8 protein-coding genes and 1 riboswitch are annotated in these 14,392 nt (G+C 39.7%); of the genes, 6 read left to right on the top strand and 2 right to left on the bottom strand.

Translation table 11 applies throughout. The annotated features are described in order from the left end of the window. Positions 1–48 precede the first annotated feature (48 nt). From rpoC to tuf, 6 genes are all read left to right on the top strand, one after another. Positions 49–3,645 (top strand): DNA-directed RNA polymerase subunit beta', encoded by a 3,597-nt coding sequence (rpoC, locus tag MHI57_RS15655; RefSeq protein ID WP_340977159.1) that lies wholly within the window; start codon positions 49–51, stop codon positions 3,643–3,645. A 144-nt stretch (positions 3,646–3,789) separates the two neighbouring features. Beyond that, a complete protein-coding gene (locus MHI57_RS15660) occupies positions 3,790–4,038 on the top strand; it encodes a 50S ribosomal protein L7ae-like protein (RefSeq protein ID WP_095371230.1) in 249 nt (82 codons plus the stop codon). Positions 4,039–4,142: 104 nt separating this feature from the next. Next, positions 4,143–4,565, top strand: a complete 423-nt coding sequence (gene rpsL / locus MHI57_RS15665; RefSeq protein WP_095371229.1) for a 30S ribosomal protein S12 — start codon at positions 4,143–4,145, stop codon at positions 4,563–4,565. 44 nt (positions 4,566–4,609) lie between these two features. Beyond that, positions 4,610–5,080, top strand: coding sequence for a 30S ribosomal protein S7 (rpsG, locus tag MHI57_RS15670; protein ID WP_095371228.1), 471 nt, complete (start codon positions 4,610–4,612; stop codon positions 5,078–5,080). Positions 5,081–5,134: 54 nt separating this feature from the next. After that, on the top strand, positions 5,135–7,213 hold the full coding sequence (gene fusA / locus MHI57_RS15675; RefSeq protein ID WP_095371227.1) for an elongation factor G: 2,079 nt from the start codon (positions 5,135–5,137) through the stop codon (positions 7,211–7,213). 121 nt (positions 7,214–7,334) lie between these two features. Next, the gene (gene tuf / locus MHI57_RS15680) at positions 7,335–8,522 is read left to right on the top strand and encodes an elongation factor Tu (protein WP_095371226.1); all 1,188 of its coding nucleotides are present in this window, start codon (positions 7,335–7,337) and stop codon (positions 8,520–8,522) included. Positions 8,523–8,615: 93 nt separating this feature from the next. Here tuf and metH read toward each other — a convergent pair whose 3' ends face one another. Together metH and MHI57_RS15690 are read right to left on the bottom strand one after the other, a co-directional pair. Continuing rightward, the gene (gene metH, locus MHI57_RS15685) at positions 8,616–12,038 is read right to left on the bottom strand and encodes a methionine synthase (RefSeq protein ID WP_340977162.1); all 3,423 of its coding nucleotides are present in this window, start codon (positions 12,036–12,038) and stop codon (positions 8,616–8,618) included. Beyond that, complete coding sequence (locus MHI57_RS15690) at positions 12,016–13,875, bottom strand: bifunctional homocysteine S-methyltransferase/methylenetetrahydrofolate reductase (protein ID WP_340977163.1); 1,860 nt, start codon at positions 13,873–13,875, stop codon at positions 12,016–12,018. The genes metH and MHI57_RS15690 overlap by 23 nt, the downstream gene beginning before the upstream one ends. A gap of 106 nt (positions 13,876–13,981) precedes the next feature. Further along, positions 13,982–14,094: riboswitch (SAM riboswitch) on the bottom strand. Between the last annotated feature and the right edge of the window lie 298 nt (positions 14,095–14,392).

Consider the following 14,392-nt stretch of genomic DNA (forward strand, 5'->3'; position numbering starts at 1 on the left):
TAATAAGTTAATGGGAAAAACCTGTAGATCGAAAGGGAGGTAGGCCCCTTGCTAGATGTTAATAATTTCGAGTATATGAAAATAGGTCTCGCTTCACCAGATAAAATCCGCTCATGGTCTCATGGTGAAGTAAAGAAACCTGAAACAATCAATTATCGTACATTAAAACCTGAAAAAGATGGTTTGTTTTGTGAACGTATTTTCGGTCCAACAAAGGACTGGGAGTGTCATTGCGGTAAATACAAACGCGTTCGTTATAAAGGTGTTGTTTGTGATCGTTGTGGTGTTGAAGTTACACGTGCTAAAGTTCGTCGTGAAAGAATGGGGCATATTGAGCTAGCAGCGCCAGTATCACATATTTGGTACTTTAAAGGTATTCCAAGCCGTATGGGTCTTGTTCTTGATATGTCTCCTCGTGCATTGGAAGAAGTAATTTATTTTGCATCTTATGTTGTAACCGAATCCGGAGATACAGCATTAGAGAAAAAACAATTGCTCTCTGAAAAAGAATACCGTGCTTACCGTGAAAAATACGGTAATAAGTTCCAAGCGTCTATGGGTGCGGAGTCAATTAGAAAATTACTTTCAGATATTGACCTTGATAAAGAAGTAGATACTTTAAAAGAAGAATTAAAAACTGCACAAGGACAACGCCGTACACGTGCAATTAAACGATTAGAAGTGCTTGAAGCATTCCGTGGTTCAGGAAATGAACCGAGCTGGATGATTCTTGATGTGCTACCAGTTATTCCTCCAGAGCTTCGTCCAATGGTTCAACTAGACGGTGGTCGCTTTGCTACATCAGATTTGAATGACCTTTATCGCCGTGTAATTAACCGTAATAACCGTTTGAAACGTTTATTAGACCTTGGTGCTCCAAGCATCATCGTTCAAAATGAAAAGCGTATGCTTCAAGAAGCTGTTGACGCTTTAATTGATAACGGTCGTCGTGGACGTCCTGTTACAGGTCCTGGTAATAGACCACTTAAATCACTATCTCATATGTTAAAAGGTAAACAAGGACGTTTCCGTCAAAACTTGCTCGGTAAACGTGTTGACTACTCTGGGCGTTCTGTAATTGTCGTTGGTCCAAACTTGAAAATGTATCAATGTGGACTACCTAAAGAAATGGCATTGGAGTTATTTAAACCATTTGTCATGAAAGAGTTAGTTGAAAAGGGCCTAGCACATAACATTAAATCAGCTAAACGTAAAATCGAAAAAGTTCACCCTGAAGTTTGGGATGTACTTGAGAGTGTCATTAAGGAGCATCCGGTATTATTAAACCGTGCCCCTACACTTCATAGATTAGGGATTCAAGCATTTGAACCTACGTTGGTTGAAGGACGTGCCATTCGCCTGCATCCACTTGTTTGTACAGCATATAATGCTGACTTTGATGGTGACCAAATGGCGGTTCACGTACCTTTATCAGCAGAAGCGCAAGCTGAAGCTAGATTGCTTATGTTGGCAGCACAAAACATCCTGAATCCTAAGGATGGTAAACCAGTTGTTACGCCTTCACAAGATATGGTGTTAGGTAACTATTACTTAACTTTAGAAAGAGAAAATGCTGTTGGTGAAGGAATGGTCTTTAACGACACAAGCGAGGCGTTACTTGCTTACCAAAACGGATATGTTCACTTGCACACAAGAGTAGCTGTCCATGCTGGTTCGTTAAAAAATGAAACTTTCACTGAAGAACAAAACAAGCAACTATTAATGACAACAGTTGGTAAATTGGTATTCAATGAAATTTTACCGAAAACATTCCCGTATATTAACGAACCAACAAAAGAGAATCTTGAAATTGAAACACCGAAGAAATACTTTATTGATAAAGCTATTGATATTCCTGAAGCGATTCGTACAATGCCGATTGTCGATCCGTTTAAGAAGAAAATTCTTGGAAATATCATTGCTGAAGTATTTAAACGCTTCAAGATTACTGAAACATCAAAAATGCTAGACCGCATGAAGAATTTAGGTTTCAAATATTCAACTAAGGCTGGTATTACCGTTGGTGTGGCAGACATCGTTGTATTAGGTGAAAAAGAAGAAATTCTTCATGAAGCTCAAAATAAAGTTGATAATGTATTAAAACAATTTAGACGTGGTCTTATTACTGAAGAGGAACGTTATGACAGAGTTATCTCTATCTGGAGTGCGGCGAAAGATAATATCCAATCGAAACTAATGAAATCATTGGATAAATCCAACCCAATCTTCATGATGAGTGATTCAGGTGCTCGTGGTAACGCATCTAACTTTACGCAGTTAGCTGGTATGCGTGGTCTAATGGCCAACCCGGCTGGTCGTATTATTGAATTACCGATTAAATCAAGTTTCCGTGAAGGATTAACTGTATTAGAGTACTTTATCTCTACTCACGGTGCGCGTAAAGGTCTTGCTGATACAGCCCTTAAAACAGCTGACTCTGGTTACCTTACTCGTCGTCTTGTTGATGTTGCACAGGACGTAATTGTACGTGAAGATGATTGCGGTACAGATCGTGGCTTATTGATTTCTTCCTTGAAGGAAGGAACAGAAGTGATCGAAAGCTTAGAGGAACGTTTAATCGGTCGTCATGTAAGAAAAGCGATTAGACATCCGGAAACAAATGAAATCATTGCACGTGAAAATGAACTGATTACTGAAGATTTATCTGCAGAAATCATCGCTGCAGGCGTTGAAGAAGCATGGATTCGCTCTGCGTTCACATGTAATACTCGCCACGGTGTATGTAAAAAATGTTACGGACGTAACTTGGCTACTGGTCAAGAAGTTGAAGTCGGTGAAGCAGTTGGTATTATTGCCGCTCAATCAATTGGTGAACCTGGTACACAGTTAACGATGCGTACATTCCATACTGGTGGGGTTGCAGGAGACGATATTACACAAGGTCTTCCTCGTATCCAAGAGATTTTTGAAGCACGTAACCCTAAAGGTCAAGCGGTTATTTCAGAAATCAAAGGTACAGTGGTTGGCATTAATGAAGGTCGCGATCGTCAACATGAAATCGTTATTCAAGGAGAAGTTGAATCACGCACTTATACTGCACCGTATACTGCGCGCTTAAAAGTACAAATTAACGATGAAGTGGAACGCGGTCAAGAGCTAACAGAAGGTTCTATCGATCCGAAAGAGTTAATTAAGGTGAGAGATGTTACAGCTGTTCAAGAATACTTGCTACGTGAAGTACAAAAAGTTTATCGTATGCAAGGGGTTGAAATCGGTGATAAACACGTCGAAGTAATGGTACGTCAAATGCTTCGTAAAGTACGTGTTATCGATGCAGCCGAGACAGATGTACTTCCAGGCACATTGCTTGATATCCATCAATTTACTGATGCGAATAGAAAAGCACTTATGGAAGGTAAAATGCCAGCTACTGGACGTCCGGTATTACTTGGTATTACAAAAGCATCTCTTGAAACTGATTCCTTCTTATCCGCTGCTTCATTCCAAGAAACAACTAGAGTTCTTACAGATGCAGCGATTAAAGGAAAACGTGATGAGTTACTCGGCTTGAAAGAAAATGTTATCATTGGTAAACTTGTTCCAGCTGGTACAGGTATGCAACGTTATCGTCAAGCAGAGCCTTATACAAAAGAGGCAGTTGAAGAAACAATCACGGTTGAATAATGATAGAAGTAAGGGTGTCGTTCTTTTTAAGAATGGCACCGACCTTCTATATTAAAAAAATATGAATGATTGTTGACATCATTTTCAATTGGTGGTAATATAGCAAAGGTGCTCCTATTACTGGATACTTTGGAGGATGAATTTATGTCTTATGAAAAAGTATTGCAGGCGAAAGAAATTATAGTAGGAACTAAACAAACAGTGAAAGCTCTTAAATCTGGAATTGTATCTGAAGTAGTCATCGCTAGCGATACAAATTTTCAAGTCAAATCTATGATAGAAGAAGCTGCTAAAGATCATAACGTTCCAATCACATATGTTGATTCGATGAAAAAGCTTGGTAAAGCATGTGGGATAGATGTAGGTGCTGCAGCTGTTGCATTAACTATTTAAAAACTGTTTTTGTAGATAGAAATCTGCAAGGACTTTGTTTTTGCCTTTAAATGAACCACCTGGATGTGTGGGCTTACATGAAAAGATGAAGGGAGGAAAAATACATGCCTACTATTAATCAATTAGTACGCAAGCCTCGTAAAACAAAGGAAGAGAAATCAACTTCTCCTGCGTTGAACAAAGGTTATAACAGCTTCAAAAAAGTACAAACGAACATATCTTCACCACAAAAACGCGGTGTATGTACTCGTGTTGGTACAATGACTCCAAAAAAACCAAACTCAGCGTTGCGTAAATATGCACGTGTACGTTTAACTAACGGAATCGAAGTGAATGCTTATATTCCTGGTATTGGTCATAACCTACAAGAGCACAGTGTGGTACTTATCCGTGGCGGTCGTGTAAAAGACTTACCGGGTGTACGTTACCATATCGTTCGTGGTGCACTTGATACTGCTGGTGTTAACAACCGTATGCAAGGTCGTTCTAAATACGGTGCTAAACGTCCTAAAGCAGCTAAGAAATAATTCACAAATAAAAATAACCCTTTCTTGAAAGGAGGAAAAATTACATGCCACGTAAAGGTCCTGTAGCAAAAAGAGACGTATTGCCTGATCCGATTTACAACTCAAAGCTTGTTAGCCGTCTAATCAATAAAATGATGGTAGATGGTAAGAGAGGTAAATCTCAAGCAATTCTATATAATGCATTTGATATCATTAGTGAGCGTACTGGCAAAGAGCCAATGGAAGTATTCGATCAAGCGCTTAAAAACATCATGCCTGTACTTGAAGTAAGAGCACGCCGTGTAGGTGGAGCTAACTACCAAGTACCAGTTGAGGTGCGCCCTGATCGCCGTACAACTCTTGGTCTTCGTTGGTTAGTAAACTACGCTCGCCTTCGCGGTGAGAAAACAATGGAAGAGCGTCTTGCAAACGAAATTCTTGATGCAGCTAACAACACTGGTGCATCAGTGAAGAAACGTGAAGACACTCATAAAATGGCTGAAGCAAACAAAGCATTTGCTCACTATCGTTGGTAAGATTCATTTTTATAATATAAAAATAATTCCCATACTAGGAAGGAGAAAGACACAATGGCAAGAGAGTTCTCCTTAGATAATACGCGTAATATTGGTATCATGGCTCACATTGATGCTGGTAAAACAACAACAACTGAACGTGTTCTTTATTACACTGGTCGTATCCATAAAATTGGTGAAACACATGAAGGTGCTTCACAAATGGACTGGATGGAGCAAGAGCAAGAACGTGGTATTACAATCACTTCTGCCGCTACTACAGCTCAATGGAAAGGCCACCGTGTTAATATCATTGACACGCCAGGACACGTAGACTTCACAGTTGAAGTTGAGCGTTCATTGCGTGTACTTGATGGAGCAGTTGCTGTACTAGATGCTCAATCTGGTGTTGAACCACAGACTGAGACTGTATGGCGTCAAGCGACAACTTACGGCGTACCACGTGTGGTATTCGTAAACAAAATGGATAAAATCGGTGCAGACTTCTTGTACTCTTTAGGTACAATACATGATCGTCTGCAAGCAAATGCAGCAGCTATCCAATTACCAATTGGTGCTGAAGACGAATTCGAAGGTATCATTGACCTTATCGAAATGAAAGCTACTTTCTACGGTAACGATCTTGGTACTGATATCGAAACTCGTGAAATTCCTGAAGAATATATGGATCAAGCCCAAGAGTATCGTGAAAAATTAATCGAAGCTCTTGCTGAACTTGATGAAGAATTAATGGAGAAATATCTTGGTGGTGAAGAAATCTCTAATGAAGAGATTAAAGCTGCAATCCGTCAAGGTACAGTAAACGTTGAGTTCTATCCAGTTATTTGTGGATCTGCATTCAAAAACAAAGGTGTTCAAAAAATGCTTGATGCAGTAATCGACTATCTTCCATCTCCATTGGATGTACATGCCATTAAAGGTATTAATCCAGACACAGAAGAAGAAGTTACTCGTCCATCAAGTGATGAAGAGCCTTTCTCTGCATTAGCATTTAAAGTTATGACTGACCCTTATGTTGGTAAATTAACTTTCTTCCGCGTTTACTCTGGTACGTTAGATTCAGGTTCTTATGTTAAGAACTCTACAAAAGATAAACGTGAACGTGTAGGTCGTATCCTACAAATGCATGCAAACTCTCGTGAAGAGATCTCTACAGTTTATGCAGGGGATATTGCTGCTGCTGTTGGTTTGAAAGATACTTCTACTGGAGATACACTATGTGATGAAAAGAGTCTTGTAATTCTTGAATCTATGGAGTTCCCAGAGCCAGTTATCTCTCTTTCTATCGAACCGAAGTCTAAAGCAGACCAAGATAAGATGACTACAGCACTTCAAAAACTTCAAGAAGAAGATCCAACATTCCGCGCGCATACTGACCAAGAAACTGGTCAAGTAATCATCGCTGGTATGGGTGAGCTTCACCTTGATATCCTTGTAGACCGTATGAAACGTGAATTTAAAGTAGAAGCAAATGTTGGTGCACCACAAGTTGCTTATCGTGAAACTTTCCGTGCATCTGCAAACATCGAAGGTAAATTCGCGCGTCAATCCGGTGGTCGTGGTCAATTTGGTCACGTTTGGATTGAGTTCTCTCCAAATGAAGAAGGTGCAGGATTTGAATTCGTAAACGGCATCGTTGGTGGTGTTGTTCCACGTGAATATATCCCTGCAGTACAATCTGGTCTTGAAGATGCTATGGAGCGTGGTGTATTAGCCGGCTATCCAATGGTTGATATTAAAGCTAGATTATTTGATGGATCTTACCATGATGTTGACTCATCTGAAATGGCGTTTAAAATTGCCGCTTCTATGGCACTGAAAAACGCTGCTTCAAAATGTAACCCAGTTATCCTTGAACCGGTAATGAAAGTTGAAGTAGTTATTCCGGAAGAGTATATGGGAGACATTATGGGTGATGTTACTTCTCGTCGTGGACGTGTAGAAGGTATGGAAGCTCGCGGTAACGCGCAAGTTGTTCGTGCAATGGTTCCACTTTCTGAAATGTTTGGTTATGCTACTTCATTGCGTTCTAATACGCAAGGTCGCGGTACATTCTCAATGCACTTTGATCATTATGAAGAAGTTCCAAAATCAATTTCTGAAGAAATCATCAAAAAAAATAAAGGTGAATAATTGATTTTACCTTTTTAATCAAGTATAACTATCATTGTAAGTAACCTGACATTGGAAGGTAGCCACCGACCAATGTCAATCAAATACTTAATTTATTTAAATTTAAAGGAGGATTTTCCTAATGGCTAAAGAAAAATTTGACCGTTCAAAACCCCATGTTAACATCGGAACTATCGGACACGTTGACCATGGTAAAACTACATTAACAGCAGCAATCACAACTGTACTTGCGAAAGCAGGCGGCGGTGAAGCTCGTGGATATGACCAAATCGATGCTGCTCCAGAAGAAAGAGAGCGTGGTATCACAATCTCTACTGCACACGTTGAGTACGAAACTGAAAACCGTCACTATGCACACGTTGACTGCCCAGGTCACGCTGACTATGTTAAAAACATGATCACTGGTGCTGCACAAATGGACGGCGGTATCCTAGTAGTATCTGCTGCTGATGGCCCAATGCCACAAACTCGTGAGCACATCCTTCTTTCTCGTCAAGTAGGTGTACCTTACCTTGTTGTATTCATGAACAAATGTGACATGGTAGACGACGAAGAATTACTTGAATTAGTAGAAATGGAAGTTCGTGACCTTCTTTCTGAATATGAATTCCCTGGTGACGATATTCCTGTAATCAAAGGTTCTGCGCTTAAAGCTCTTGAAGGAGATGCTGCGTGGGAAGAAAAAATCATTGAATTAATGGCTGCAGTTGATGAGTATATCCCAACTCCAACTCGTGACACTGAAAAACCATTCATGATGCCAGTTGAGGATGTATTCTCAATCACTGGTCGTGGTACTGTTGCTACAGGTCGTGTTGAGCGTGGACAAGTTAAAGTCGGTGATACTATTGAAATCATCGGTCTTGCTGAAGAACCAAAATCAACTACTGTAACAGGTGTTGAAATGTTCCGTAAGCTTCTTGATTATGCTGAAGCAGGAGATAACATTGGTGCTCTTCTTCGTGGTGTTGCACGTGAAGATATCCAACGTGGTCAAGTATTAGCTAAACCAGCTTCAATTACTCCACACGTAAAATTCAAAGCTGAAGTTTACGTTTTATCTAAAGAAGAAGGTGGACGTCACACTCCATTCTTCACAAACTACCGTCCTCAGTTCTACTTCCGTACAACTGATGTAACTGGTATTTGTAACCTTCCTGAAGGTGTAGAAATGGTTATGCCTGGAGATAACATCGAAATGAACGTAGAACTTATCTCTCCAATCGCTATCGAAGAAGGTACTAAATTCTCTATCCGTGAGGGTGGACGTACTGTAGGCGCTGGCGTAGTTGCTACAATCGTTGAGTAATAAATTTTGATTATGATATTTGAAGGGGACGCCTTTCATAGAAAAAGCAGTCGGGACGCCGGCTGCTTTTTCTTTATGCTTTTTTTACATCAATCATGAAGAGGAGTGTACATTAAAGTATCTTGCTTCGGGGTGTGAAAACACCATAGCTGTAACAGAGGCTTCAGGTTCCATCATATAACCTTCTGTTAATTCGATCTCAATATCCTCTGGTTGTATAAGACGGAATAACTTCGCTTGATCTTCTAAATTTGGACAGGCTGGATAACCGAATGAAAATCGTTGTCCTTGATATTTAGCCGCAAAACGCTCCTCCATCGTCATTGTTGGGTGATCTGGAAAACCCCATTTATCCCTAATCTGTCTGTGAATATACTCAGCCAGCCCTTCAGCTGTTTCTAACGCAATTGCTTGCAATGCGTGACTTTCTAGAAATCTGCCTTCCTCTTTTAATTGTGTAGCTGCTTGTCGTATTCCCTTTCCTGCTGTTACAGCAAAAAAACATACGTAGTCTGTTTGCTTTTCTCTTAGATAATCAGCAAGACAAAGATTTTTTCCTTTTTCTTGTTTAGGGAATGCAAACTTTTCAATAGGAAGATCGTCTTTATTCATTATAATGATATTATTTCCATTGGCATTTGCTTTAAAAAATTGGTAAGTAGCTTTTGGTTGTATCCAGTTATTTTTAATTATTTCATGGATCAGTGAGTCTAACAGGATATTCACCTTTTCTAGTTTTTCATTAGTGAGCTCCCTTTTTTGATTTTTAACCCCAAGATGATATAGCAGCATTTTACGGTTAATATATGGTTCTATATGGTGGAAAGAGAGATTTGTAATTAAATGTCTCTTTAAGTCTTGCGGTTGAAAAATAGGAGCTTCTTGAACGGTTTTCATTCCAACGGCTGGTTCGGAATATTTTTTTATCAATTGGGCTTCTTCTTTGGTAGTTTGTGCTGTTCTCGAGATTTGTGCTTGAAATAATTCACTATAGCGACTTGGTTCTCGGATTTCATTTGCTAAACTCAGACCGGTCATTGCATCTTTTGCATATAAGACGAGTCCTTTGTAGTTAGGGGCGATTTTATTATTCGTAAATTTTCGAGATAAGGCAGCTCCCCCCACCATAATGGGGGTTTGTATATGGGCATCCTGTAAGTCCTTTGCTGTTAATGCCATTTGTTGTGCTGACTTTACGAGTAAGCCAGAGAGTCCAATGATGTCGGGTTTTTCCTCTCTAATGGCTGCGATAAGTTCAGCAGAAGAGACTTTAATTCCAAGATCAATGGTTTCAAATCCATTGTTAGAGAGAATAATATCGACAAGATTCTTACCGATATCATGGACATCACCTTTGACGGTTGCGAGTAAAACTTTCCCCTTACTTGTAGATGTTTGTTTATCATTCTCCATATAAGGTTCTAAAAACGCGACTGATGCTTTCATCACTTCTGCACTTTGTAAGACTTCTGCAACAATTAATTGATTATCATTAAATAATCTCCCTACTTCTGCCATACCATTCATTAATGGTCCGTTGATAATATCTAATGGATTTGGGTATTTCGCTAATGCTCTTTCTAAATCTGGGAGAAGGCCTTCTTTTGTTCCTTCTATTATATAGCTTGATAAACGTTCTTCTAATGATAGTAAATGGGTTTCTATCCTTTTTTCCTTCTTCTTATCACGATAAAAGTCAGTAAAATCAGCTAAAATGCTATCGCTGGTTTGAAAAAGAAGCTTTTCTGCTAATTCGACTTCATTTTTAGGGATGCTTGGGAAACGCTCTAGCTTTTCTGTATTGACGATTGCATAGTCTAGCCCGGCTTTCGTGCAATGAAAGAGGAAGACGGAATTTAAAATTTCTCTCCCCACACTCGGAAGACCAAAGGACACATTACTAATGCCTAAAATCGTTTTCGCCTCCGGTAGAGCTTCTTTAATAAGTTTAATACCAAGTACAGTTTCTTTAGCAGAACCAATATATTGTTCATCTCCAGTGCCGACAGGAAATACGAGGGGGTCGAAGATAATATCCTCTGGAGGTACTTGATACTGCTCAACGAGGATATGATAGGCCCGTTTAGCTATGACTAGCTTGTTTTCAGCTGTGATGGCCATGCCTTCCTCATCAATGGTACCGACAACAATGGCTGCTCCGTACTGATGGATAAGCTTTGCAGCAAAGGCGAATCGGTCCTCACCATCTTCTAAGTTAATCGAATTGATTATAGCTTTACCTTGAGAGTAGGTAAGAGCTTTGGCGATTACTTCATCATCAGTTGAATCAATGACTAGGGGAACTTTGATTTTTTTCGTTACTTCAGCTAAAAAATGGTCCATATCTTCTATCTCATTACGATCAGGGTCAGCAAGGCATATATCAATGACGCTTGCTCCTTTTTTAACTTGGGCTCTAGCAATTTCCGATGCTTCCTCATACTTTCCTTCATTAATCAACCGTTTGAATTTCTTTGAGCCAATGACATTTGTCCGCTCACCAACCATAATCGGTCTAATAGATTCATCATAGGTAAGGGGTTCAATACCTGATAGTTTATGCTGTCTCTTTTTAGTAATGGGACGGGGTGGTACATGGGCTAATGCTTGACTGATTGCTGTGATGTGCGCTGGTGTGGTACCGCAACAACCACCAACGATATTCACCCAGCCCTGTGTGGCAAAATCCAAAAGCTTTGTAGATAGAGATTCTGCTGTTTCGTGATAACAACCGTCTTCATCTGGTAAGCCTGCATTAGGATAACAGCTAACCCCAGTTGAAGAGAGTTGTGCTAGAGAGCGAATATGCTCTTGCATAAATTCCGGTCCAGTTGCGCAGTTGAGTCCAACAGCTATTGGTTTCATGTGCTCTATTGAAATGTAAAACGCTTCGATGTTTTGCCCTGCCAAAGTGGTGCCCATCGGTTCTATTGTCCCTGATACCATTATAGGGAGTTCTTTCTTTGTGTGATGAAAGGCTTCTTTAATCCCTAGGAAAGCAGCTTTTACATTAAGGAGATCTTGGCTTGTTTCTATTAATAATAAATCTACACCACCGTCAATGAGTCCTATGGCTTGTGTACGATAATCCATGACTAATTGTTTAAAAGTTGTTCCACCGGTAACGCTTAATGTCTTAGTAGTTGGTCCCATAGATCCTGCTACATATCGCGGATGATTAGGCTTGTCGTATTTATGCGCTGCTTTTATAGCGATTTCAGCCGCTCTGCGGTTTAATAATTCACTTAAATGCCCAATATTATATTCTTCCAAAACGATACGCGTCGCTCCGAATGTATTTGTTTCAATTATATCTGCCCCTGCCGAAAGATAAGCTTCATGAATTGATTGAATCAATTCAGGTCGCGTAAGTGTGAGATGTTCATTACAACCTTCTAAATCCTCACCACCAAAGTCATCTGCAGTTAGGTGGGCTTCTTGTAGCATGGTACCCATTGCTCCATCAATGATTAAAATCTTTTCCGTCATTTGTTTAGTGATGGCTACTTTTGACATAATGATGCTCCTTCATCTGTTGATCTTTTCTTCTAATATGATTGGTCAGCTCGGTTGTAAGTTGATATCTAAGGAAGGGGGTAACAAGGTAGATGCCTTGAAAGAGTTCTAAGGCTGCATCGATCAACTCTTTTGTAATTAATAAGCCTTCTTTCTCAGCTAGAACAGGGTTAACCGCTTTAGCCATTCTGTCGCGGGTCGTTTGAGTAATCTTGATACCAGGCACTTCGTTATGAAGATACTCTGCATTTTTGCTGCTAATCAGTGGCATCATTCCGATGAAAATAGGTGCGGACAGATGCTTTGTTGCCTCATGAATCTCTAATAGTTGTGTTACTGAAAACACTGGCTGTGACACGAAATAATCAGCGCCTGCTTTTATCTTCCTTTCAAGTCGGGCAACAGCTTTGTCTAAGGATTTGACATGAGGATTAAATGCTGCCCCGACAGAAAAGACGGCATTTTCACCAAGTTCAGAACCTGAAGGGGAAATTCCTTCATTAAATTGTTTAATCATTTCTATTAATTCAAAGGAAGATAAATCAAACACAGATGAAGCGCCTGGGAAATTACCAACTCTTGCCGGATCCCCTGTAATGGCTAAAATATCATGCAATCCCAATGTATGAAGACCCATGAGATGTGATTGTAAGCCGATTAAATTTCGATCTCTACAGGAGAGGTGGACAAGTGGTCGAACGTTTGTATCCTTTTGGATGATATGTGCTAGGGCTTCATTTGCGATTCGTGGTGTCGCAAGAGAGTTATCTGCGAGTGTGATTGCATCAACCCCAGCATCTTTTAAGGCTCTGGCACCTTCAAAAAATTTAGCAGTTGATAGCTTCTTAGGTGGGTCTAGTTCGACGATGATGGTGCGTTTTTTTTGTACAAGTGTCTCTAACGGGGTATTGGTGCGTTCGATTGTAATTCTCTCTATTTTAGGTTTCCTTTTATTTGTTACTTGTTTTTCAATAATAGGTACAGCATGCCTAACTTCGTCTGCAAATGCTTTAATATGGCCAGGTGTCGTTCCGCAGCAACCACCAAGCAGTCGAACACCTTGCTTAAGGAAGGACTTCGCTGATTTTCTAAAATAGTCTTCACTCTCCTTATATTGAATCGTACCATCGATATAGGCCGGTAGACTCGCGTTAGGATATGCAGAGAGAAACGCGTGCTGAGGTAATTCAACGGAGGAGAGTGTCTCTAACATATGATGTGGACCTAAACGGCAGTTTACCCCGACAACATCTGCCCCTTTAGCTTCTAACCTTTTTAAGGCGTCATTAATTAACGTCCCATTTTGTAATATAGCGATTTCTTGTAAAGACACTTGGGCAATTATAGCTATATCCGTTTCTTTCCGGGCAATAGAGAGAACCGTTTCTAATTCTTCTAAATCATAATATGTTTCAAGAAGGAGCCCATCTACGCCTTCTAACAATAAGCAGTATAGCTGTTCACGAAAGTTACTTTTAATTTCATCTAGAGGAATAGAGAGGGGGTTTAATCCTCGTACACCTCCAATTGTGCCAAGCACATATGCCTGGTGCTGTTGAATACTAGATCGTGCCAGTTTTACAGCCGCACTATTAATCTCTTTGACTGAATCCTCTAGGCCATACCGTTTCAATTTTAAATAATTCGCAGCATAGGAATTTGTTTGAATTAAATCAGCACCTGCATGGAGATAGGCTTGATGAATGTGCTGAATTTGTTCCGGTGCTGAGAGGTTTAACTCTTCAAAACATGTATCCGTACCATAAGAATAAAGAAGTGTTCCTATCGCACCGTCAGCAATTAATACTTGGTTCTTCATTTTTTCAAGGAAGTTCAAAGGTCTCACTCCTTCAATTCATATTTTGTTGAATTCAATGGATGAGAAGCCAAAGAGAAAATAAAAAAGGCCCTCAAGAAGAAGGCCTATTATTATCATAGTCATCTTCTCATCTTTCAAGCGTATAGCTTGTAGGAATTAGCACCTTTTCAATAGTGTTCACTATTGATGGTTGCTGAGGTGTCATCGGGCCTATCCCTCAACCTCTCATGATAAGAAATAAAAAATATTTTATTGACTAAAATTTACATGAATGAGTCTATGTTTGTCAAATAAAAATTTAGAAAATTTAAAAATAAGTAATTAAGTAAGCGTTTTTTTAGAAAATGATGTAAAGAGGAAGATATACTTGAAAACACTATTAACAGCAGTTATAATGTTAAAAGTGTGCAGAACAGAGAGAAACGCAATCAATAGTTGCATTTGTTATGTCTTTTCTGTATAATAGACAATGTTGGTCTTTGACTGCGATGAAGTGAAAGGTTGCTGACACACCCGGCCGCTTTGCCATGGCGAG

The organism is Cytobacillus sp. FSL K6-0129 (assembly GCF_038007625.1).
Taxonomy (GTDB): domain Bacteria; phylum Bacillota; class Bacilli; order Bacillales; family Cytobacillaceae; genus Cytobacillus; species Cytobacillus kochii.

Coding starts and splice junctions, on each gene's coding strand:
- tuf (WP_095371226.1), top strand. CDS start 7,335: ATGGCTAAAGAAAAATTTGACCGTTCAAAACCCCATGTTAACATCGGA.
- metH (WP_340977162.1), bottom strand. CDS start 12,038: ATGTCAAAAGTAGCCATCACTAAACAAATGACGGAAAAGATTTTAATC.
- MHI57_RS15660 (WP_095371230.1), top strand. CDS start 3,790: ATGTCTTATGAAAAAGTATTGCAGGCGAAAGAAATTATAGTAGGAACT.
- fusA (WP_095371227.1), top strand. CDS start 5,135: ATGGCAAGAGAGTTCTCCTTAGATAATACGCGTAATATTGGTATCATG.
- rpsG (WP_095371228.1), top strand. CDS start 4,610: ATGCCACGTAAAGGTCCTGTAGCAAAAAGAGACGTATTGCCTGATCCG.
- rpsL (WP_095371229.1), top strand. CDS start 4,143: ATGCCTACTATTAATCAATTAGTACGCAAGCCTCGTAAAACAAAGGAA.